This window comes from Marilutibacter chinensis, from assembly GCF_021725675.1.
GTDB lineage: Bacteria > Pseudomonadota > Gammaproteobacteria > Xanthomonadales > Xanthomonadaceae > Marilutibacter > Marilutibacter chinensis.
Map to the genome: position 1 here is coordinate 211,549 of NZ_JAKJPO010000008.1, position 21,719 is coordinate 233,267.

Annotated in this window: 17 protein-coding genes and 1 tRNA gene; 15 read left to right on the top strand and 3 right to left on the bottom strand. The window is 70.6% G+C overall.

All coding sequences use genetic code 11. The features are described from left to right. Positions 1 to 331 precede the first annotated feature (331 nt). Positions 332 to 1,723, bottom strand: coding sequence for a S8 family peptidase (locus L3V18_RS13340; protein WP_237055667.1), 1,392 nt, complete (start codon positions 1,721 to 1,723; stop codon positions 332 to 334). A gap of 278 nt (positions 1,724 to 2,001) precedes the next feature. On the opposite strand from L3V18_RS13340, the gene L3V18_RS13345 reads away from it, so the two are divergent. From L3V18_RS13345 to L3V18_RS13415, 15 genes are all read left to right on the top strand, one after another. Continuing rightward, positions 2,002 to 2,865: a DUF6689 family protein gene (locus tag L3V18_RS13345; RefSeq protein ID WP_237055668.1), complete on the top strand. Its 864-nt coding sequence runs from the start codon at positions 2,002 to 2,004 to the stop codon at positions 2,863 to 2,865. 105 nt (positions 2,866 to 2,970) lie between these two features. After that, positions 2,971 to 3,930, top strand: a complete 960-nt coding sequence (locus tag L3V18_RS13350; protein WP_237055669.1) for a GAF domain-containing protein — start codon at positions 2,971 to 2,973, stop codon at positions 3,928 to 3,930. Beyond that, entirely contained in the window at positions 3,927 to 7,292 is a 3,366-nt protein-coding gene (locus L3V18_RS13355; protein ID WP_237055670.1) for a serine/threonine-protein kinase, read from the top strand. The genes L3V18_RS13350 and L3V18_RS13355 overlap by 4 nt, the downstream gene beginning before the upstream one ends. Further along, positions 7,289 to 8,032 carry a sensor histidine kinase gene (locus tag L3V18_RS13360; protein ID WP_237055673.1) on the top strand — a complete coding sequence of 248 codons (744 nt, stop codon included), beginning with the start codon at positions 7,289 to 7,291 and terminating at the stop codon, positions 8,030 to 8,032. The genes L3V18_RS13355 and L3V18_RS13360 overlap by 4 nt, the downstream gene beginning before the upstream one ends. Before the next feature lie 77 nt (positions 8,033 to 8,109). Beyond that, entirely contained in the window at positions 8,110 to 8,784 is a 675-nt protein-coding gene (locus L3V18_RS13365) for a response regulator (RefSeq protein WP_237055674.1), read from the top strand. A 93-nt stretch (positions 8,785 to 8,877) separates the two neighbouring features. Beyond that, complete coding sequence (locus L3V18_RS13370) at positions 8,878 to 9,369, top strand: LEA/WHy family protein (RefSeq protein ID WP_237055675.1); 492 nt, start codon at positions 8,878 to 8,880, stop codon at positions 9,367 to 9,369. 48 nt (positions 9,370 to 9,417) lie between these two features. After that, positions 9,418 to 11,196: an acyl-CoA dehydrogenase C-terminal domain-containing protein gene (locus L3V18_RS13375; RefSeq protein ID WP_237055676.1), complete on the top strand. Its 1,779-nt coding sequence runs from the start codon at positions 9,418 to 9,420 to the stop codon at positions 11,194 to 11,196. Positions 11,197 to 11,212: 16 nt separating this feature from the next. Beyond that, a complete protein-coding gene (locus tag L3V18_RS13380) occupies positions 11,213 to 11,560 on the top strand; it encodes a hypothetical protein (protein ID WP_237055677.1) in 348 nt (115 codons plus the stop codon). Beyond that, on the top strand, positions 11,553 to 12,047 hold the full coding sequence (locus L3V18_RS13385; RefSeq protein ID WP_237055678.1) for a GNAT family N-acetyltransferase: 495 nt from the start codon (positions 11,553 to 11,555) through the stop codon (positions 12,045 to 12,047). Before L3V18_RS13380 ends, L3V18_RS13385 begins: the two co-directional genes overlap by 8 nt. Positions 12,048 to 12,350: 303 nt before the next feature. Next, positions 12,351 to 12,863, top strand: coding sequence for an HNH endonuclease (locus L3V18_RS13390; RefSeq protein ID WP_343226341.1), 513 nt, complete (start codon positions 12,351 to 12,353; stop codon positions 12,861 to 12,863). A gap of 252 nt (positions 12,864 to 13,115) precedes the next feature. Beyond that, on the top strand, positions 13,116 to 14,276 hold the full coding sequence (locus tag L3V18_RS13395; protein ID WP_237055729.1) for a hypothetical protein: 1,161 nt from the start codon (positions 13,116 to 13,118) through the stop codon (positions 14,274 to 14,276). A gap of 216 nt (positions 14,277 to 14,492) precedes the next feature. Continuing rightward, on the top strand, positions 14,493 to 16,412 hold the full coding sequence (gene dxs, locus L3V18_RS13400; RefSeq protein WP_237055726.1) for a 1-deoxy-D-xylulose-5-phosphate synthase: 1,920 nt from the start codon (positions 14,493 to 14,495) through the stop codon (positions 16,410 to 16,412). A gap of 89 nt (positions 16,413 to 16,501) precedes the next feature. After that, entirely contained in the window at positions 16,502 to 17,320 is an 819-nt protein-coding gene (locus tag L3V18_RS13405) for a sterol desaturase family protein (protein WP_237055680.1), read from the top strand. Further along, a complete protein-coding gene (locus L3V18_RS13410) occupies positions 17,320 to 19,230 on the top strand; it encodes an iron-containing redox enzyme family protein (protein ID WP_237055681.1) in 1,911 nt (636 codons plus the stop codon). Before L3V18_RS13405 ends, L3V18_RS13410 begins: the two co-directional genes overlap by 1 nt. After that, complete coding sequence (locus tag L3V18_RS13415) at positions 19,227 to 20,201, top strand: DUF6999 family protein (protein ID WP_237055682.1); 975 nt, start codon at positions 19,227 to 19,229, stop codon at positions 20,199 to 20,201. The genes L3V18_RS13410 and L3V18_RS13415 overlap by 4 nt, the downstream gene beginning before the upstream one ends. On the opposite strand, the gene L3V18_RS13420 is transcribed toward L3V18_RS13415, so the two are convergent. Then, entirely contained in the window at positions 20,108 to 21,208 is a 1,101-nt protein-coding gene (locus tag L3V18_RS13420) for a TraB/GumN family protein (protein WP_237055683.1), read from the bottom strand. The two genes, L3V18_RS13415 and L3V18_RS13420, sit on opposite strands and share 94 nt — an antisense overlap. Positions 21,209 to 21,409: 201 nt before the next feature. Further along, positions 21,410 to 21,486, bottom strand: a tRNA-Pro gene (locus L3V18_RS13425). Positions 21,487 to 21,719: the final 233 nt, after the last annotated feature.

Sequence of the window (21,719 nt, forward strand, 5' to 3'; positions counted from 1 at the left end):
TCATGCTGGCGTCTGCGCGGACCGGCCAGCCGGCGGGGTCGGCTCACGTGCGGCTCGGGGCGGTCCGCCAGACCAGTCCTCCTGAACCAGCCCCCCCTCAACCAGCCGCCCTAAACCAGCCCTCCCCCCAACGAGCCCTCTCCAATCAGCCCTCCCCAACCAGCCGCCCTCCGGTGCGATGGCGAAGAGGGCGGCACGTGCTGCCCGATCCAGGCACTCCGAAAAAGACAGCACCGGACAGCAGGACCGAGCCCCCTCGATCCTGCCGCCGGTGCTGCCCGGACTGCTCCGGTGATGCCCGCGCCCCTCGCCCCGGGGTGCAGGCGTTCGATCAGAGTCCGGCCGCGACGCCGACCGCCTCGTAGGCATCGACGTGGCCGCCGCCGACTTCCCAGCTGGCGCGGCCGGGCATCGGGTCGGCGGTGTCGTGCAGCACCGTCTTGACCTCCAGCGGGGTCAGCGCCGGATTGGCCTCCAGCAGCAGCGCGACGATGCCGGCCACGTGCGGCGTCGCCATCGAGGTGCCGCTCATGTGGGTGTAGAACGGCACGTGCAGCGGGTCGAGACTGGCGTCCTGGCCGGTCGCCAGCAGCGGCAGCGCGCCGGTCAGCGCACGGGCGGAGACGATGTCCACGCCGGTCGCCACCAGGGTCGGCTGGTTGACGTAGGTCCATTGGCTGCCGTCGGGCATGCTGAAGCTGCCGCTCTCGCCCGGGTTGCCGCGCGAGGAGAAGTCGGCCAGGGTGCCGTCCTTGTTGCCGGCACCGACCGAGATCACCCACGGCGCCTGCGCGTAGGGGTTGTGGGTGTCCGCGCCGGGGCCATCGTTGCCGGCCGCGAACACGCTGACGATGCCGTGCTTGTAGGCCTCGTAGCTGGCGATGTTGACCGGGTCGGTCGGGTCGAAGTCGCCCGAAGTCCCCCACGAGTTCGAGATCACCTTGATCGGTGCGTCGAACGCGTGCTGGTTGCCGATCGCATAGTCGAAGCCGCCGACCGCATCGAGGATCGAGATCAGCGCGCCGGAACCGTAGCCGACAATGTCGGCGCCGGGCGCGACACCGCGATGCAGGCCGCCGGAACGCTCGCCGGTGCCGCCGACCGAGCCGGCGCAGTGGGTGCCGTGGCCGGAGCTGACGTCGGTATTGGGCTGGCCCTCAAGATAGGTCGCCGGCAGGAAACCCAGCACCGACGACAGGTTGGTCAGCGCCTGCACGTTCTCGACGACGTTCTCGCCGAGCTTGAGGTCCTCGTGGGTGGCGTCGATGCCGGAATCGTTGACCATCACGGTCACGCCCTGCCCGGTATAGCCGTAATCGGGATCGGCCTGCACGGCGTCGACGCCGGACAGCTCCCGCGCATCGGCGTTGTAGTACCGCAGTTCGCGGTTCAGGTGGATCGACAGCACGTCGTTGCGCCCGGCCAGCGCGCGGATCTCCGCCGGGGTGGCCAGCGCGCCGGCGATCGGCAGGTGGTGCATGGTGCGACCGCGGGTGATGCCCAGGTTGCGCAGCACCTCGAGCTGCCCGGTGGTGAGCGGGCCGGACTGACCATAGCTGATCACGATCTCCAGCTCGTCGACGGGCAGCGCGCCGGCCAGCTCCGCGACCAGTTGCGGATCCAGCCGGGCCTCGGCCACGGCGACGCCACTGGCCAGCAGGCCTGCCGCGATCGCACACAGGCGCAGGCGGGCGGGAATACGGTGCGGGTGCGGACTGCTCATGCCGGATCTCTCCTCGGACTCGTTGATCGGGATCCGCATCGAGTATTCCCAGCCGCGCTCGCGGGCATATCGGGGATTTCCTTCAGTTCATGAAGGTGAATACACCCACTCCTTGCCGGCGAGGGATCGGAAACGGAGCCGAGAACCCAGGGAGGCGGGCGCGCCTGAGGGAAAACCCCTAGAGACGGTGCTCACGGTTTCGCGCTAGGCTCGGGCGCGTATCCGCCCTGCTTGTCCGTTCGCACGCCCCCCGGCAGCGGCCCACCCCGGAGGAAGCAATGCCGAGATTCGCCCCGTTCCAGAGACCGTCGCCGGTCCGGCTGCTGCCGGTCGTGCTGCTCGCGCTGATGTTCGCTGCGGTCGGCAGCGCCACCGCGCAAACGCTGCCCGTGCAGGTCCAGGTGTCCGGCAACAACGCCACCGCGCAGATCGGGGTGCTCGGGCAGAGCGTGGCCGACGTGAGCCTGAACTTCGACGACGCCAGCGGCCTGAGCGCTTCCAGTCTCGGCGTCGGCGCGACGCTGGTGAGTCTCAACGATCCGCTGCTGCTCGCCCGCCTGCCCGACCTGCAGCTGACCCAGCTCGATTCCGCGCTGCCGCTGCTGATCACGATAGAGCCACCGAGTGGCGGCGGGCTGACCTTCAACCGCACGGTGCGGGTCGAGGTGCACACCCACGCACTGAGCTACACCGCGGGCAGCGCCTATCGGCTGTTCAAGGCGCCGCTCGGCGGCGCGTTCCGCGACATCACCGACGAGATCGCCCCCGGCAGCGTGCGCGCACGCGGCACCACCGGCGGTTTCTCGCAGTTCCTGGTGCTGCTCGACCTGCGCGATACCGACGAGGTGGTCGCAGAGAAATTCGACTGGCTGCGCGACCGCGTGGATGCGCTGCCCGTCGGCGTACGCGCCGGCCACATCGCCAGCCTCGACGCCGCCGAAGCCGCGATCGCCGCCGAGGACTACGCCACCGCGATCGCCGAACTCGACACCCTGCGCGCGAGCGCCGCCAGCCAGGCCGGCAGCAGCCTGAGCCAGCAGTGGCAGGCGGGCGGCGGCGGCAGCAACCAGGCCGGCGACCTGATCGCGGGCGCGAACACGCTGAAGTTCAGCATCGCCTACCTGCGCGACTACGGACCGTAAGGCGGACGCGCCGGGCGCGACCGCATCCGCCGCCTACGGCTCCCCGGCCGGGCCCGGCACGGACCCGCCCCTGGCCGTCGGACCGGCCCGCGCTAAGATGACCGGATGCCGGCGCGACTGATCGCCTATCCGCCCGAAGGCGCTGCCAACATCTGTCTGGTCCAGGCCGACGGAACGTTGCGCATCGGCCGCACCCCGGACAGTGGCCTGGCCACCGCGCCACCGGGCAGCGTCCACCTGATCCTCGACCATCCCTCGGTGTCGCGCACCCACGCCGAGCTGCGCAGTACGCAGGACGGCTGGCGGCTGCTCGACCTGGGCAGCAAGAACGGCAGCTTCGTCGACGGCGCCCGGGGCGAGGACGTGCACCTGCCGCCGACGTGCTGGCTGCGCTTCGGCGACGTGCACTGCGAGTTCGCGGCAATCGACGAAGGCGAAGCCGCAGCCGGCCGGCAGCAGGCGACCGCCCGCCGCGCGCTGGCCACCGCGCACACCGCCCAGCTGCAACAGATGACCGGGATCGGCGATCTCGTCGACGCCAGCCTGCGCGCGGTCGTGGAGCTGGCCCACTGCGAGCGCGGGTTCGTACTGCTGGAGAGCGACCGCGGCTACGCGGTGCGCGCGAGCATGGCGCTGGACCCGGCGATGCTGTCGACGCGGGCCTTTTCCGGCAGCGTCGGCGCGGTCCGACGGGCGCTGGCCGAACGCAGGGCGATCGTCGCCAACGACGTCGCCCGCCTCGCCTGGCTGGCCGAACGCGCATCGGTCGCGGTGGCCGGCCTCAACAGCCTGGTCTGCGTGCCGCTGCTCGACGGCACCCGCGTGCTGGGCGCGATCTATGCCGACCGGGTGCGTCCGGGACCGCCGGTCAGCGACCTCGACGTCGAGCTGCTCGCCGCCTTCGCCGACAACGCGGCGATGTGGATCGCGGCGCAACGGACCCGCGAACTGCTTGATGCGCATGCATCGGCGTCGGCGTCGGCATCGCGGCTTCAGGACCCGGGAGATGCCGACGCGATGTACTGGGATGGCATCGTCGCCGCCCATGCCGGGGCTTTCAGATGAGCACCGGCGCCCCGTCCGGCGACGAGACCGCCACCGGCATCTACGCCCAGGCCGGGCTGGTACCGGGCACGGTGCTGGCCGGGCGCTTCCGGATCGAGTCGCTGCTCGGAATCGGCGGCATGGGCGTGGTCTACCGCGCGACCGATCTCGCGCTGGACGTGCCGGTCGCGATCAAGCTGCTGCGTCCGGAACTGGCGCACCGCAGCGATTCGTTCGAACGCTTCCGCTCCGAACTGCTGCTGGCACGGCAGGTCTCCGATCCGCACGTGGTCCGGATCCACGACCTCGCCCGCCACAACGACCAGTGGCTGATCAGCATGGACTACGTCGACGGCGCTGCGCTCGACCGCGTGCTCGATCGCGACGGCGCGTTCGCGGTCGAGGATGCGTTGCGGATCGCACGCCAGCTGGCGCAGGGGCTGGCCGCCGCGCACGCGAAGGGCGTGATCCATCGCGATCTGAAGCCGGCCAACGTGCTGCTGGATGCCGCGGGCAACGCGTACATCAGCGATTTCGGGGTGGCGCGTTCATTGGCGACCAGTGGACTGACCCGCTCCGGTTCGGTCATCGGCACCCCGGACTACCTGTCGCCGGAGCAGGCGCGCGGCGACGCGATCGACGGCCGCAGCGACCTCTATGCGCTCGGCCTGATCCTCTACGAGATGCTGACCGGCAAGCCGCCGTTCGCCAGCGGAACGATGGCCGAGGTGCTGGCGCAGCGGATGCTGCGCACGCCCGCGCCGGTGACCGGCGAGCGCGCCGACGTGCCGGCGTGGGTCGCACGCCTGCTCGACAAACTGCTGCGTCCACAGCCGGCGCATCGCTTCCAGACCGGTACCGAGGTGATCGCCGCGATCGACCGCCGCGAAGTGCCGCGGGAACTGCGGCCGCGCAAGGCGATGGTCTGGGCACTGGCAGCGGTGCTGGCACTGGGCGCTGGCCTCGTTGCGTGGTGGCAATGGCCGGTCGGTGCGCCCGCCGAAAAGATGCCGGTGACGGCGTCGGCTCCGCTGAGCCGGGTGCTGGTGTTGCCGATGGCGGGCGACCCCGGCAGCGACCTGCCCCCGGTCCGCCTGGCCGCGCTCGGCGCCCACCTGCGCGATGCGCTCGCATTCGGCTCCGGCCTGGCCGTGGTCGACGGCGAGCGCACCGCGCAGGCGCTGCGCCAGCTCGATCCGACCGGCGCCGCACGGCCGGACATCGCTGCATTGCACGAGATCGCCGCTGCCCGCGACGTGCTGCAGACGCGTCTCCAGTCCGTCGACGGCCACTGGCAGGTACGCGCACGACTGCACCATGACGATGCGGCGCCCACCGTCCTCGATGGTCCTGCGGCCGCCGATCCATCGGCCGCGCTGCACGCATGGATGGCGGCAGCGACGACCCGGCGCGTGCTTGCGCTCGGTGACGACGACGGCCGGGAGCTGCTGGCATTGCCGGCGTCCACCGCCGCCCTCGACGCCTACGGCGCCGGACTTCTCGCGGGCCGTGACGGTGCGCTCGACCGGGCGATCGAACGGTTGCGCGAGGCGACCGCCGCCGCGCCCGGCTACACCGCCGCCTGGATGGCGTCGGCGGAAACCGCGCAGGCGATCGGCGAGGTCGACAGCGCCTGGGATGCGGTCGAACGGGCCGGACGCGGCGCATCGACGGCTCCGGCCAGCCTGCAACGCCGCCTGGCCGCGACACGCTTGCTGCTGGACGGCGACGCAGCCGGCGCAGCCGGCGAATGGCAGGCCAGGCTGCAGGTGGCGCCGGACGACACCTACGCCCAGTTGCAGCTGGCGCGCGCGCAGGGCGCGGGCGGCGACTTCACCGCCGCGGCGGCGACCGCACAGGCACTGACCCGCCGCGACGCAAACGACCCGCGCGGCTGGTACGAACTGGGCAAGTTCAGCATCCTCGGCGGCGACGCGCGACGCGCGGTCGACGAGTACCTCGTGCGCGCGCTGGTGCTGTACAAGCGCAGCCGCAATACCTTCGGCGAAGCGGAGACGGTCAATGCGCTCGGAATCGGCTACGGCCGTCTCGGCCAGACCGCCGATGCCGCCGAGCAGTACCGCAAGGCAGTCGAGCTGCGCCGCACGGTCGGCAATCGCCGCGGCGTCGCCACCAGCCTGCGCAACCTCGCCAACGTGCTGTCGCTGACCGGCCGCTTCGACGAGGCCTCCGACCATCTGCAGCAGGCGCGGGCGCTTTACAACGAACTGGGCGACCGGGAGGGCCTGGCGGCGATCGAGAACGAACTCGGCCTGCTCGCGGAAGAACGCGGCGACTACGCCGGTGCGCTGGCCGCATTCCGTCGCGCATTGCAGAGCTGGCAGCAGGCCGGCGACAGCCACGGCAGCGCCCAGGCGCTGAACAACATCGGCTTCGCCCACTACCAGCTCGGCGCCTACGACGACGCCCAGGTCTACTGGCAGCAGGCCTCGGAAACGTACCGCAAGCTCGGCTCGCAGACCGGCCTGATCCGCACGGCGCAGAATCTGGGCCTGCTCGCCACCGCGCGCGGCGACTGGGACGACGCGCAGCGTCGCCTGCAGGACTCGCTCGCCAGCGCCGAACAGCAGCAGATGCCCGAAGAGGCCGCGGTCAGCCGCCGCAACCTGGCCGAGCTGGCGCTGTGGCAGGGCCGCTTCGGCGACGCGATCACCGAGGCCGAAGCAGCCGGCGCACTGTTCCGCCAGCGCGAAGACCAGCGTGGAACCCTCGACTGCGCCCTGCTCGAGGCGCAGGCGCTGCTCGCCGCCCATGCCGACGATCAGGCTCGGCGCGCCCTCGACGCGCTCGCACCGGCGCTGGCCGAGGCCCCAGCCGAGCAGCAGGCGATCGCCGGACTGCAGCGGGCACGACTCGCACGCCGCGCCGGCGATCCCGCACTGGCCGCGGCCGCCCTGCAGCAGGCGCGGCAGTTGGCCGCGACCTCGGGCGTGCGCCAGCTGCAGCTGCAGATCGAACTCGATCGCGCCCGCGACGACCCGGCGGTCCTGCGCGAAGCCCGCGAACGGCTCGACGCCGCCACCGCCGCACTGGGCCATGCCGGTCTGCGGCTGGGATGGCTGGAGCTGGCGATGGAGTTGGCGCTCGCCGAAGCCGAGCCCCGGACGGCACTGGACGCCTATCGCGAAGCCGCCGGTCTGCTGCGCAATGGCGACTACCGGCGCGCCGCGGACCTGCACCGGCTTGCCGCCGCCGCCCATGCCGCAACCGGCGACGTCCGCGCCGCCACACGCACCCGGGCCCTCGCGGACGCCGCCCAGGCGCGTCTGCGCGAGGGCCTGCCCAAAGCCCTGCGCGCGGGCTTCGACGTCGCCGCCGAACCCGAGGCGACGGTGACCGCCCGTCAGGACGATCCACGATGAAGCACGGGAATCACGGTTCCAGAGACGCGCCGGACGCGTTCTCGCTGCCGGCGATCCGCGACCAGTACCAGCGCCTGCTGCAGCGACTGGAAGCCAACGAGCGCGAGTTCCGCAGGCTCGCGCGTTCGGTCTGGCGAGTGCAGGAGGACGAACGGCGGCGGCTGGCGCGCGAGCTGCACGACGGCATCGGCCAGAACCTGACCGCGCTCAAGCACCGCCTGGCACAGCTGGGCGAAGGCATGGACGCACAGCAGCACGCCCGCCTCGACGCCGCGATCGCGCTGTGCAGCGAGACCCTCGAGGACACCCGCCAGCTGTCGCGGCTGCTGCGCCCGCCGATCCTCGACGATCTCGGTCTGGAGCCCGCGCTGCGCTGGCTGGCGCGCAGCCAGGGCGAGGCCAGCGGGCTGTCGATCACGGTCGAGATCGAACCGCTGCCCGCGCTGGACGGCGACCTGCAGACCCTGCTGTTCCGGGTCGCGCAGGAGGCGCTGAACAACGTCGCCAAGCATGCCGGCGCCGAGCACGTGCTGTTGCGGCTGGTCGCACGCGGACGCGACCTGCAACTGCAGGTGGCCGACGACGGCCGCGGCTGCGATCCGCAGGCGGTGTTCGCCGCCGGCGGCAGCGGGCTGGGCGGCATCCGCGAACGCCTGCGCCTGCATGGCGGCCGCCTGGAGCTGCACTCCAACCCCGGCGACGGCGCGCGCCTGCGCGCGATCGTGCCGCTGGACGGCTAGAACGGGTCGCATTTCCACCCGCCATCCGGGCATGGCATACACTGTGGGGCGTGTTCCACGCGCGGGAGGGATCGTCCATGTCAGCCGCTCCCCATTCCTGGAACCCGCATGCGCCGATCCGCGTGCTGCTCGCCGACGACCACACCCTGGTCCGCGAGAGCCTGGCCGGCATGCTGCAGGCCGATGGCGACGTGCAGGTGGTGGCGCAGGCATCCGACGGCGCGGAAACCATCGAGAAGGCGATCGCCGTGCGTCCGGACGTGGTCGTGACCGACATCTCGATGGCACGGCTGAACGGCATCGAGGTGGTCCGTCGCCTGCACGAGGCATTGCCGCAGACGCGGGTGCTGGTACTGACCATGCACCAGGAGGACGAGTACGTGCTGCAGGCGGTCCGCGCCGGCGCCTCCGGCTACCTGGTCAAGGACAGCGCGGCGTCCGAGCTGCTGGCCGCGGTGCGCAGCCTGCAGGCCGGGCGCGGCTACTTCGGTCCGCAGGCGGCGCGGGCCCTGGCCGAGCAGATGCAGAACCCGCAGCGCGTGGTCGACGATCCCTACGGCCGCCTGACCGCGCGCGAACGCGAGGTGTTCCACCTCATCGCCGAAGGCCTGACCACCAAGGAGATCGCGCGCCAGCTCGGGATCAGCGCCAAGACCGCCGAGAACCACCGCACCCGCGTGCTGGCCAAGCTCGACGTGCGCAACACCGCCGAGCTGGTGCGCTACGCGCTGCGCAAGGGACTGCTGGACTGAGCCACGCCGGCGGGCGACGGAACGCGGCACTTCCTCGCGGTTCCATGCGCCGTAGTATCCTCGCGCTTCCCTGATCGGACAGCGAGGCGACGCATGGGCATAAAGGCGAATGGTTTCGGCTACTGGCTCGGTTTCGCGCTGTTGGCGGCATTGCTCGCCGCGTGCTCGAGCGGCCCGGTGCGGCGCGTGTCGGAACCGGCCGCGCGCCTGCAGCAGCTCACCGTCGGCACCGACGGCAGCTGGACCGTGCAGGTGCGGATCGAGAACTACAGCAGCATCCCGATGCGCTTCGATCGCTTCGAACTGACGCTGCAGGCCGGCGGCCATGAAGCGGGCACGCTGCAGGCCAGCCCCGCGCTCGACATCGGTCCGGAGTCCGCCGACGTGGTCGAGACCCGCCTGATGCCTTCCGCGGCCGCGAAGCTGGCGGTCGCCGACGCGCTGGCGGCCGGTCGCGGGCTCGGTTACCAGCTCACCGGCAAGGTCGTCGCCACGCCGGAGGAAAGCCGCAAGCCGCGCGACTTCGAGGTCGAGTACCGCAGCAGCCTGAACCCGGCGCCGGGCCTGCCCGGCGTGCTGCGCTGACCGCTTTCCCGCATCGCCGCCCCATTTCCTAAGGACGACATATCCGCAATGAGTGCCTACAAAGCCCCGCTCGACGACATCCGTTTCGCCCTGTTCGACGTGCTTCACGCCGAGGCCGCGTTCCAGCGCCTGGGCTTCGCCGACGCGACCCGCGACATTCTCGATGCCGTGTTAGAGGAAGGCGCCCGCTTCTGCGAGACCGTGCTCGCGCCGTTGAACGCGGTCGGCGACCAGCAGGGCTGCACGTTCGACAAGGACAGCGGCAAGGTGAGCACGCCGCCGGGGTTCAGTCAGGCCTACGCGCAGTATGTCGAGGGCGGCTGGCCGGGCCTGGTGTCGCCGGTGGAATTCGGTGGCCAGGGGCTGCCGCATGCCGCCGGCGTGCCGATGAAGGAGATGATCGACGCCGCCAACCTGTCCTGGGGCAACTTCCCGCTGCTCTCGCACGGCGCCACCGAGGCGCTGCTGCAGCACGGCGAGGACTGGCAGAAGCAGGCCTTCCTCGGCCCGCTGGTGGAGGGCCGCTGGACCGGCACGATGTGCCTGACCGAGCCCCACTGCGGCACCGACCTGGGCCTGCTCAAGACCCGCGCCGAGCCCCAGGCCGACGGCAGCTACCGGATCACCGGCACCAAGATCTTCATCACCGCCGGCGAGCACGACATGACCGAGAACATCGTGCACCTGGTGCTGGCGCGGCTGCCGGACGCCCCGGCCGGCAGCAAGGGCATCTCGCTGTTCGTGGTGCCGAAGGTGAAGGTCGATCGTGAAGGCAACATGGGCGCGGCGAACGCGGTGCGCTGCGGCAGCCTCGAACACAAGATGGGCATCCACGGCTCGGCCACCTGCGTGATGAACTTCGATGGCGCCGAGGGCTACCTCGTAGGCCAACCGCACAAGGGCCTGATGGGCATGTTCACGATGATGAACACCGCCCGCCTCGCGGTCGGCCTGCAGGGCCTGGGCCTGTCCGACCGCGCACTGCAGAACGCGCTGCGCTATTCGCGCGAGCGCCTGCAGATGCGTGCGCTCAGCGGCGCGAAGTTCCCCGACAGGCCGGCCGATCCGATCATCGTCCACCCCGACGTGCGGCGCATGCTGCTGACCTGCAAGGCGCTGGTCGAGGGCGGCCGGGTGATGGGCTACCACGGCGCGTTGCTGGTCGACGAAGCCCATCACGCACCCGACGCGGAGTCGCGCCAGCGCGCCGACGACCTGGTCGGCTTCATGACCCCGATCGTCAAGGCCTGCCTGACCGAGTGGGGCGTGGAATGCACCTACCATGCGCTGCAGTGTTTCGGCGGCCACGGCTACATCGCCGAGCACGGGATGGAGCAACTGGCCCGCGACGCCCGCATCACCACCCTGTACGAGGGCACCACCGGCATCCAGGCGCTCGACCTGCTCGGCCGCAAGGTCATGCAGCTGCAGGGCGCCGGGCTGAAGGTGATGCTCGGGATGATCGCCGAGTTCTGCCAGGCGCACGCCGAGGATGCGGCGCTGGCGCCGTTCGTCGCCGAGCTGATGCAGAAGGCCACGCAGTGGCAGCAGCTGACACTCGCGATCGGCAAGCGCGCGGCTGCCGACCCGGACGAGATCGGTGCCGCCGCCTACGACTACCTGATGTATTCCGGCTACGTCGCGCTGGCCTACTGGTGGGCGCGCAGCGTCGCTGCGGCCGAGTCCTCAGCGCAGCCGCAGGCGTTCAAGGACGACAAGCGCGAGACCGCCCGCTTCTACTTCGCCCGGATCCTGCCGCGCACCGCCACCCACGCCTCCGCGATCGAAAGCGGCATCGCCGGCCTGCCCGAGCTGCCGCTGGAATGACCCGGACGCAACGGCGATGAGCGGAATGTCCGGCTGGATGCTGGTCGCGGCAGCCGTCGTGATCGTGCTGAACCTGGTGGCGACCACGCGGATCCTGCGCGCGGTCGCGTTCTCGCCGTCGCAGCAGTTGGTTCAGCTGATGCTGACCTGGCTGCTGCCGGTGATGGGCGCGACGATCTGCATCGCGTTCGCCCGGTCGCAGGCGATCGGCGACGCCAGGGAACGCGAACGGCTGGATCCATATGCATGCAGCGATGGAGCCAGTGGCGATGGCTACCCCGCCCTCTCCGGCGACGGCGCCTGCGGCAGCGCGTTCGGCGGAGACGGTTGCGGTGGCGGTGGCGACGGAGGCGGCGGTGACTGACGGCGCCGTCGGCGACGCGGTACGGATCCGTGCGGCGGCGAACGCCGATCGCGATTTCATCCTCGGCTTCGCGGAAAGCTTCAGTGCGTTTCCGCTGCCGGCCGGTCGCAGCCGCGATGCCGTCGACGCTGGCGTACGCGCCGACATCGTCCGGCATCTGGACGAGCGCCCGCAGGGTTCGCATTTCTTCGTCGTCGAACAGGGCGGCATGCCGGCCGGATTCGTCCACCTGCTGCTGGGCACCGACTTCTTCGGCGGTGCACCGACCTGCCACGTGTCGGACCTGGCGGTGCTGCCGGCGTGCGAAGGACGCGGCTTCGCCCGCCGGCTGCTGGCCCATGCCGAACGCTTCGCCCGCGAACACGCCTGCAGCCGGCTGACCCTGTCGGTATTCCCCGGCAACGTGCGGGCACGGCGCCTGTACGAGGCCGTCGGTTACGAGGACGATCTGCTGAGGATGAGCAAACCGTTGCCGGCCGCCGGCTGAACGATGCAGGCCGCGGCACCCCGCGGCCTGCCTTCATTCCCTTCGTCTACACAAAACGTAAACAATGGCGTATAAGCTGGTGTCCCGATGGAGACCGATAGAGCGCCATTACGCTTGATCCACGGGGATGCATCCGATGCCCGGCATCGAAGCGACCCGGCCACCCTGTCGGCGTCGTCCGGCGGTTTCCACTCCGGCCATTCCGCTGCCGGCTTCCCGCGACCCGTCCCACGCAACGCGATCGAGCGCCTGAACTCGGTGCGGCTGTTGTCGCTCGACGCATGCGGCCGGGTACTCGACTGGATGAGCTGGCAGGACGCCGCCTGCCTCTATGCCCGCGACGCGGTCGCCTGGACCCTCGGCGAGCCCTGCCTGCGCGTGCATGGCGGCACCAGTCGCCTGACCGGCGAGCAGAGCGTGCTCGACCTGCCGCCGATCATCGCCGCACGCGGTCATGCCCGTGCCAGCGCGCTCGACCCGACCCCGGCGCTGACCAACGCGGCGTTGTTCGCCCGCGACAGCTATCTGTGCCTGTACTGCGGCCAGCAGTTCAACCGCCCGCAGCTGACCCGCGACCACGTGCAGCCGGTTTCCAAGGGCGGCCGCGACATCTGGGAGAACGTGGTCAGCGCCTGCTTCAGCTGCAACTCGCGCAAGGGCAACCGCACTCCGCAGCAGGCGCACATGCCGCTGCTGGCGGTGCCGTATCGCCCGAGCTGGGTCGAGCACCTGATCCTGTCGAACCGCAACATTCTCGCCGACCAGATGAGCTTCCTGCGCAGCCAGCTGCCGAAGAACACCCGACTGGTCACCTGAACCGCGCCGGGATCCCGACCGGTCCGCGCACGCCGCCCGCCGCAATGCAGCATGCGGCCGTGGACCGGCGATCGATGACCGCTGCGCGCCACCGGGAGTGGACCTGCAGCGTCCCAATGTGCCGTTCGCGGGCACGCCGCACCGCCCACTCCGGACGGATTGCCTGAAAGCGATTGCGATCCGTTGACGCGACCGGCGGGCTTGGCAACACTCGCGTGTTAACGCGCGACCCGCATGCGAACGGACTGGACGATGCCTCTGACCTTGGGCCTTACCGGAATGGACCCGGACACCGAATCGGCGCTCACCGCCGCCTTCAATGCCGCCAATGCCCGCCTCGGCCGGCCCTGGCAGTTGCTGTCCGAGAAGGATGCCGGATACGTGATCGTCGACATGGACAGCATGTACGGGCCGATGAGCTGGCTTCGACTGCATGCCGCGCAGAAGCAGGTCGTGGGCCTGACCACCGCCTCGCGCACGCAGACCGACTTCCGTCTCGAGCGCCCGTTCGATGCCGACACCGTCGCCACCCTGCTCGGCGAGCTCGCGACGGCGGCTGGCGTGCCACTGTCCGCAGCCGGCGCCACCACGACCGCCCCCGCTCCGGCCAGCGCGGCTCCTGCCGCTCCTGCCCCGGCCAGCCCCGCCACCGTCCGCGAACCCGTGGACGCGGCCGTCGCACCGGCGGCACCGCCCCCGCGACCGGTGATCGCACCGTCCCGGCCGGCAGCTCCGGTCGCCACCGTGCAACCGGCGAGTCCGACCACGCCGGCGCCCCCGGTGACACCGCCCGCTGCTGTGGCTGCAGCAGCAGTCGTGCCGGCGCCCGCTCCGGCTGCGACACCGGCCCCCGGGGCGGCCGCCGCCAATCTTGCCCACTGGCTTGCCGAGGGCCGGCTCAAGGGCCGGGTCAGACTCGAACGCGGCGGCCAGCAGATTCTGATCGACGCGGATGCCCGCCAGTACATCGCCGGCAGCGCGCTGAAGCCGCTGGCACCGTTGTTCGACGGCGGCGTCATCGGCAGCGATTTCGCCCCGGTCGACGACGCCCGCTGGGCGGCCGAGGCCGGCAAGGCCGAACCGCAACCGCTGGTCCGTCTGGTCTGGCTGGGCGGACTGCTGGCCGGCAAAGGCCGCATCGTCGAAGGCTACGACCCAGATGGCCGCTTCCAGATGCTGAAGTGGCCGCAGACCGAACGCGAGTATCCCAAGCATTTCCGCATCTCGACGGTGATGATGAAGGGGCCTGCGACCCTGGCCGAGATCGCGGCGGCCAGCGGCGTGCCCGCGACCGACGTGGCCGACTTCATCAACGCCAACCTGGCCACCGGCTTCGCCGAGGAATACCGCGAGCCCGAACCCGAGACGGATCAGCCCAAGTCGGGGCTGTTCGGCCGCCTGCGCGGCCGCTGACAGCGGCGCTCCGCCCGCCGCCCCCGTGGGAGCGCTCCCGCAGGAGCGGCGCGAGCCGCGATGGGCCTCTGGGATGCCTGGATCGCGGCCGCGGCCTGTCCCGGATTTGATCGGGGCCGCCCCCTGCGGTCGTGCCTGCCGGACGCTTGCCCCCCTCGTTTGGCCGCAGGACAATGACGGATGCGCCGCGTTTCCGCGGCGAGGCTGCCTGTCCTGATGATCGATCCGCAACGCTATCCCCGCCTCTCCCGCATCGCCGTTCCCGCCGATCTGCGCCAGTTCCCGGAGGAGGAGCTCCCCGCCATCGCCGATGAGTTGCGCGCCTACCTGATCGAGCAGGTGGCGCGGGTCGGAGGGCATTTCGGCGCGGGCCTGGGCGTGATCGAGCTGACCGTCGCCCTGCACTGGCTGTACGAGACCCCGGTCGACCGCCTGGTCTGGGACGTCGGCCACCAGTGCTATCCGCACAAGATCCTGACCGGCCGCCGCGACAGCATCCACACCGTCAAGCAGAAGGGCGGCGTGGCGCCGTTCCCGAAGCGCGAGGAATCCGAGTACGACACCTTCGGAGTCGGCCACTCCTCGACCTCGATCTCGGCCGCGCTCGGCATGGCCATCGCCCTGCAGCGCAGCGGCGACGAACGCAAGGTAGTCGCGGTGATCGGCGACGGCGCGATGACCGGCGGCATGGCGTTCGAGGCGCTGGCGCACGGTGGCGGCATGGGCGACGAACGCGGCGGCATCGAGCCGAACCTGCTGGTGATCCTCAACGACAACCAGATGTCGATCTCGGAGAACGTCGGCGGCGTCACCCGCATGCTCGGCCGGCTGACCGGCAGCCGCACGCTCAATGCGCTGCGCGAGGGCGGCAAGAAGCTGCTCGGCGACAAGCACGGCGCGCCGGCGCGTTTCGTCCGCCGCTGGGAGGAGCACTGGAAGGGCATGTTCGTGCCGTCCACGTTCTTCGAGGAACTCGGCTTCCACTACACCGGCCCGATCGACGGCCACGACCTGCCCTCGCTGCTGGGAGCGCTGAAGACGCTCAAGACCCTGAAAGGCCCCCAGCTGCTGCACATCATCACCACCAAGGGCAAGGGCTACGAACTGGCCGAGGGCGACCAGATCGGCTACCACGCGGTCGGCCCGTTCGACCCTGCGCAGGGCATGGTCAAGAAGGCCGCGGCGAAAAAACCGACCTACACCGACGTGTTCGGCGACTGGCTGTGCGACATGGCCGCCTCCGATCCGAAGCTGATGGGCATCACCCCGGCGATGCGCGAGGGCTCCGGCCTGGTGCGCTTCAGCCGTGAATACCCGGAGCGCTATTTCGACGTCGCGATCGCCGAACAGCACGCGGTCACCCTTGCCGCCGGCATGGCCTGCGAGGGCGCGAAACCGGTGGTGGCGATCTACTCGACCTTCCTGCAGCGCGGTTACGACCAGCTCGTCCACGACGTCGCGATCCAGAACCTCGACGTGCTGTTCGCGATCGACCGCGGCGGCGTGGTCGGCCCGGACGGCGCCACCCACGCCGGCAATCTCGACCTGAGCTACCTGCGCTGCGTGCCGAACATGGTGGTGATGGCACCGGCGGACGAGAACGAATGCCGGATGATGCTGTCGACCGGCCACTACCACGAAGGCCCGGCCGCGGTCCGCTACCCGCGCGGCACCGGCCCCGGCGTCGAGGTCGGGACGGACCTGGACACCCTGCCGATCGGCAGGGCCGAACTGCGGCGGCGCGGCGGTCCGGTCGCGCTGCTCGCATTCGGCGCGGTGGTCGCCGCGGCGGAGACCGTCGCCGCATCGCTGGGGCTGACCCTGGTCAACATGCGCTTCGTCAAGCCGCTCGACCGGGCGCTGATCCTCGAGCTGGCGAAGACCCACCACGGCTTCGTCACGCTCGAGGACAACGTGGTGGCAGGCGGTGCCGGTTCGGGCGTGGCCGAGCTCCTCGCGGCCGAAGGCGTGACCCTGCCGGTCCTGCATCTCGGGCTGCCGGACGCGTTCCAGCACCATGCCAGTCGCGAGGAACTGCTCGCCGAGGCCGGCCTCGATGCGGACGGCATCCGTCGCTCGCTGCTGGCGCGCTGGCCCGAGCTGGCGCTGCGGCCTGCACAGACCGCAACACTTTGACGCCGACACCCGCGCGCGCGTGCCGGCCACGGCGGCAACCCCGCCGCGCGTACTGAGAGCGGACGCGGCAGGACGCTATGGTGGCCGGAATGGGCGCGCGCTTCGTCGAATGGGACGCATGGACGGTGGTGGCCGCGGCCACGGCCTGGTTCGCCGCCCTGTACCTGCTCACGGGCGCCGTCGCCTGGCTGCTGACCGAACACGTGCTGCCCGGCCTCGGCATCGGTCGCCGCCTCGATCCCAGGCCGGTAACGTCGGCGCAATTGCGGCGCGAACTGCGCGCCTCGTCGCTCTCGATCCTGGTGTTCGGCATCGGCGCGCTGATCCCCTGGCTGCTGCTGCGGCATGGCTGGGCGCGGCTGGCCGCGGATCCGCCGTGGTCGCAGGTCGCAATCGAGATCGGCGCATTGTTCCTGTGGAACGAGCTGCACTTCTATCTCTGTCACCGGCTGCTGCACACGCGGCCACTGCGTCGTTTCCACGCCGAGCACCACCGCTCGCACGTGCCGACGCCCTGGTCGACCTATGCCTTCCACCCGGTCGAGGCGGCCCTGCTCGGCAGCGTGCCGCTGCTGCCGATGCTGGCGCACGACTTCGGCTTCGCCTCCCTGCTGGCGCTGACCGTGCTCAGCATCGCGCTGAACAACCTCGGCCACGGCAACTACGAGGCCAGCCGCAATGCGCCCGCGCGCGGCTGGCTCGGCGCCAGCCGGCGTCATCACCTGCACCACGCCTGCTACCAGGGGAACTACGGCTTCCTGCTGGAGGTCTTCGATCGCATGTTCGGCAGCGTCCTGCCGCTGGATGCCGCCGATGCGGCGATCGCCCGTCACGGCCGCGGCCGGCAGGCGCCGCAGGACCAGGATTCACCACCCGTGCGCGAAAGCGACGCACACAAGGACCGTTGATGCCCACCGTCTTCAACCGCACCTGGATTCACGGCAGCGGTCGCTTCCTGCCCGGCCCGGCGATCGACAACGAGGCGATGGACACCTACGTCGCGCCACTGAACAAGCTTTCCGGCCGGATCAAGCGGCGCATTCTCGCCGAGAACGGGATCCGCAGCCGCCATTACGCGATCGACACCGAGGGCCGTACCGTGCACGGCTGCGCGGCGATGGCGGCCGCGGCGATCGGCGACTGCCTGGCCATCACCGGCACGCCGCTGCAGGAAATCGGCGTGCTGGCCTGCGGCAGCTCGGGCGGCGACGCACTGATGCCCGGCTTCGCGAGCATGGTGCATGGCGAGCTGGCGGCACCGCCGATGCAGGTGTTCAGCAGCCATGGCATCTGCGCTTCCGGCGTCGGTGCCTGGGAAAGCGCCGCCGCCGCCGTCGAGCTGGGCGCACACAGGCATGCGCTGGTCGCCGCCGCCGAGATGCCGTCGCGGCTGTTCAAGCGCTCGCGCTACGCGGCCCGCGACTACGACGCCGACTTCGATGCGCATTTCCTGCGCTGGATGCTGTCCGACGGCGCCGGCGCGCTGCAGCTGACCTCCGCGCCCGGGCATCGAGACGGCATCCGCCTGCGCCTGCGCTTCATCCACCAGCGCTCGTTCGCCGGCGACTACCCGGTCTGCATGCAACTGGGGCTGACTCCGGATCGCACCCGTTCGCACCTGGATTATCCGGCGTGGCGCGAGGCCGAAGCCGACGGCGCGCTGTTCCTGCGCCAGGACATCCGCCTGCTGCCTCACCTGTTCGACGTCGGCGTGCACGAGTACGCGAAGCTCTGCCACGGCGGCTGGATCGATCCGGCGCAGGTCGATCACTTCCTCTGCCACTACTCGTCCGAGCGGTTCGCCCCCGTGGTCGACGAGCTGATGCTCAAGGCCGGTCTGTCGATCCCGCGCGAACGCTGGTACAGCAACCTGGTCACGCGCGGCAACACCGGCGCGGCGTCGATCTTCGTGATGCTCGACGAGTTCCTGCGGACACAAACGCCGCGTCCCGGCGAGCGGATCCTGTGCTTCATCCCCGAGTCCGGCCGCTTCACCGTCGCCTTCGTGATGATCGAGGTCGAGGCCGCCGACGCGACGGTAGACACCGCGGCATCGGCACCGGTCGCGACGGTCGCGGCCATGGCCGACGAACACACGGTCGCACCGCCGCACGATCCCGCCGACGCGCCGGCCGCGCTGCGCCACCTGCTCGGCGAGCTGGCGACGATCTGGCACGGCTACCGCTCGCGGGTCTGGCGCACGCCGATGATCCGGGCGTTGCGCGAAGGCCGTTTCGCCCGCGCCGACTACCTGGCGTGGATGCGCGACTGGATCCCGCAGGTCCGCGAGGGCAGCCGCTGGATGCGCGAGGGCGCGGCCTCGGTGCAGGCGCCCTACGAAGGGCTGCGGTCGCTGATCGAGACCCACGCCGGCGACGAGCAGGACGACTACATGATCCTGTTCGACGATTACCGTCGCGCCGGCGGCGAGGTCGGCGACATCGACGCGCTGCGCCGCAACCCCGGCGGCGAGGCATTGAACAGCTACCTGCATGCGCTGGCGGCGACTCCGAATCCGCTCGGCCTGCTCGGCGCGATCTACATCATCGAGGGTACCGGCCAGCGCATCATCCCGGCGCTGCTGCCGCTGATGAAGGCCGCGCTCGACCTGCCCGCGGACGCGTTCCGCTTCCTCGAATACCATGGCGAGAACGACGAGCACCACCTGGCGCGCTGGCTGCGCGCGGTCGAGATCGTGCTGGCGCACGACCACGACGGCGACGGTGCCCGCGCGATCATCGACACCGCGCGGCGCACCGCCGAGCTATACATTATGCAGTTCGAACACGTCCCGGCGGGCCGGAGGCACGGACGATGAAAGCCTCGCGCGATTTCCTCGACCAGGCGCACGATCCGCGCGATCCCAGCCCGTGGCTGGCGATGTACCTGGACCGCAGCACGCCGATCGACGAGGCGGTCAAGCACGCATGGCTGGTCGACTCCAGCTCGGCGTCGCGCCAGTACCTGCTGCCCTTCATCCGTCCGCTGGCGCGGACGATGATCGTGCTGATCCAGATCCTGAAGGTGCTGACCCCGCGCAAGCTGGCGTTCTCGCGCGCACTGCACCGGCTGCTGGCCTGGGGGATGGAGAACTTCATCCGCCCGGAAGCCAACTGGCTGATCCTGCGCCACTTCCACATCGGTTCGCAGGTGCTGGCCTTCATCGCCCGCAACGCGCCGGTCGAGGTATCGACCAACCCGCTGACTCCGGAGCGGATCAGCGACGTGCGCGAGGACATGTTCCTCGTCCACGACCTGAACCTCTACAACTTCATCATCCGCCTCAACACCGCGCTGCGGCGCGAGGGCCGCGAGCTGGCCCACGTCCCGCGACCGGACCTGTCGATGATCGGACAGCCGCCGCTGCGGCTGGAGGACATGCCGCGGCGGTGGCGCAACTTCCTCGACCTGCAGAGCTCGATCGAGCTGTTCACGCCGATCTACCAGTTGCTGCTGAGCGACAGCGACTTCTGGCGCGCGACCAACTCGCTGCAGCTCGACGAGACCATCGGCCTGTACGCCGCGACCATCCTCGACGCACGCGACCACCTGGTGCTGTTGAACAACCGCCATCCGCTGGTACCGATGTCGACCCTGCGCGCCGGCTTCCGCCTGACCCTGCACGGCCTGTCGACCGAAATGCTGCATGGCCTGCTGGTGCGGATGCGCACGGCCCAGGATGCCGCGCCAGCAGCTCAGTCGGCGGCGCCCCCGACCGCCGTTGCGGCCGATGCAGGGCTTTCTCCGTCGGCTGGATCGGGATATTCACCCGGCGCCTCGACCGTATAACCGCGCGCCCGCATCGCGGCCGCCAGGCCGTCGTCCGACAGCAGCTCGCGCATCGGCAGCAGGGCCAGGGTGACCGGGTTGTTCGACAGAGCGCGCTCGGCCTCGGCCAGCCATTGCGCATGCACCTGCAGCGGCAGATCGCCGGCGCGGTCGCGCAGGGCCTGGATGTTGCTTGCGGCGTCGCGGCAGGCCTCGAACTGATCGGTGTAAGGCAGCGCGCGCAGGCCCTCGATGTCGCCGACCGCCCAGGCATTGGCGCGGTCGCGCATGAACGCCAGATCGGTCTCGAGCCGGTCGAGGGTCCGGCTGAAGCAGGCCAGGTCGTCGATGCGCCCCTGCTTGAATTCGCTGATCGCCTGCTTCGGATCCTCGATCACGACCTCGACGCCGGGCTTGCTCAGCGTCACCGCGTGTTCGGCGGCCAGTTCCTCGACCCGGCCGGAAATGCCGTCGTCGATCCGCAATCCCGTGTCCTCGACCGCCTCCTCGTACAGCTTCATCGCCGCGAACATCGGCCGCCACGACTCGATCCCGCGATCCCGGCCGATATAGCGGGCCTTCAGCGCCTGCCAGCGCGCATAGTCGGTCGCGGGCACGATGTTCTCGAGACGGGCGCCATCCGGGTTCCTGCGCGCACCGACCAGTCGTGGCGCCAGCGCCAGCCCGCGGAAGAAGCCGACCTCGGCCTTGATGTTCACGTTCGGCGCGAGCATCACTTCCTGCGCCCCGGTGATCACGCGCTCGACCTCGCGCGCCTCCCACTCCATCCTGCGCGGCAGCGGCGCGAGCGTGCCCAGTACCCACATCACGTGTCCATCGCGGCTGATCTTCCACAGGCCCGGGCCGGGCAGCACGCCGCTGACCACGATGGCGTCGAGATCGCGCACCGTGCCGTCCTGCGCCGGCGGCACCTCCGGTGCGGACTGCGCAATGGCGGAAAGCGCCGACGAGGCGACAAATGCGGACAGCACGACCGCCAGCGCATGCGGGGGAATACGCAGATTCATGCAGGCTCCTTATCGCGGCTTACGCCGTTCCTACGCTATGGCTCGGCCCCTGAGTCGGGGGGGCGATTGCCGGATATCGACGACAGCCGCATCGGCTACGAATCAGCGGCCGCGGCATGCAGCGACTACAGCAAAGCCGCCCGCAAACGCAAACACCCGGAAGTCCGGGTGTGAAAGGGCGGTTCAGCGAGGCTTTGGATTTGGTCGGGGTGGCCGGATTCGAACCGACGACCACCTGTCCCCCAGACAGGTGCGCTACCAGGCTGCGCTACACCCCGAATTTGACGCGCTGCGACGGCCTGCGTCGAGCGGGCGGCAAGTATACCCACTGCCGGCGCATCCCACCATGCCCCACTCCCGGCACATCCCGGCGGGAACTCTGTAAACCGCGATCGGGCTTCAACAGGGATGCCTCTCGCGGCTGACGCCGCTGCCTGGGTCATGGGCTCCAGCCCCCTGAGTCGGGGGGGCGATTCGCGTCGCAGGCGCGGATGGGGGTCTGGAAGCGCAA

Bases quoted from the DNA above. Each gene is read 5' to 3' on its own strand.
- L3V18_RS13340 (WP_237055667.1), bottom strand. From the start codon at position 1,723: ATGAGCAGTCCGCACCCGCACCGTATTCCCGCCCGCCTGCGCCTGTGT.
- L3V18_RS13345 (WP_237055668.1), top strand. From the start codon at position 2,002: ATGCCGAGATTCGCCCCGTTCCAGAGACCGTCGCCGGTCCGGCTGCTG.
- L3V18_RS13350 (WP_237055669.1), top strand. From the start codon at position 2,971: ATGCCGGCGCGACTGATCGCCTATCCGCCCGAAGGCGCTGCCAACATC.
- L3V18_RS13355 (WP_237055670.1), top strand. From the start codon at position 3,927: ATGAGCACCGGCGCCCCGTCCGGCGACGAGACCGCCACCGGCATCTAC.
- L3V18_RS13360 (WP_237055673.1), top strand. From the start codon at position 7,289: ATGAAGCACGGGAATCACGGTTCCAGAGACGCGCCGGACGCGTTCTCG.
- L3V18_RS13365 (WP_237055674.1), top strand. From the start codon at position 8,110: ATGTCAGCCGCTCCCCATTCCTGGAACCCGCATGCGCCGATCCGCGTG.
- L3V18_RS13370 (WP_237055675.1), top strand. From the start codon at position 8,878: ATGGGCATAAAGGCGAATGGTTTCGGCTACTGGCTCGGTTTCGCGCTG.
- L3V18_RS13375 (WP_237055676.1), top strand. From the start codon at position 9,418: ATGAGTGCCTACAAAGCCCCGCTCGACGACATCCGTTTCGCCCTGTTC.
- L3V18_RS13380 (WP_237055677.1), top strand. From the start codon at position 11,213: ATGAGCGGAATGTCCGGCTGGATGCTGGTCGCGGCAGCCGTCGTGATC.
- L3V18_RS13390 (WP_343226341.1), top strand. From the start codon at position 12,351: ATGAGCTGGCAGGACGCCGCCTGCCTCTATGCCCGCGACGCGGTCGCC.
- L3V18_RS13395 (WP_237055729.1), top strand. From the start codon at position 13,116: ATGCCTCTGACCTTGGGCCTTACCGGAATGGACCCGGACACCGAATCG.
- dxs (WP_237055726.1), top strand. From the start codon at position 14,493: ATGATCGATCCGCAACGCTATCCCCGCCTCTCCCGCATCGCCGTTCCC.
- L3V18_RS13405 (WP_237055680.1), top strand. From the start codon at position 16,502: ATGGGCGCGCGCTTCGTCGAATGGGACGCATGGACGGTGGTGGCCGCG.
- L3V18_RS13410 (WP_237055681.1), top strand. From the start codon at position 17,320: ATGCCCACCGTCTTCAACCGCACCTGGATTCACGGCAGCGGTCGCTTC.
- L3V18_RS13415 (WP_237055682.1), top strand. From the start codon at position 19,227: ATGAAAGCCTCGCGCGATTTCCTCGACCAGGCGCACGATCCGCGCGAT.
- L3V18_RS13420 (WP_237055683.1), bottom strand. From the start codon at position 21,208: ATGAATCTGCGTATTCCCCCGCATGCGCTGGCGGTCGTGCTGTCCGCA.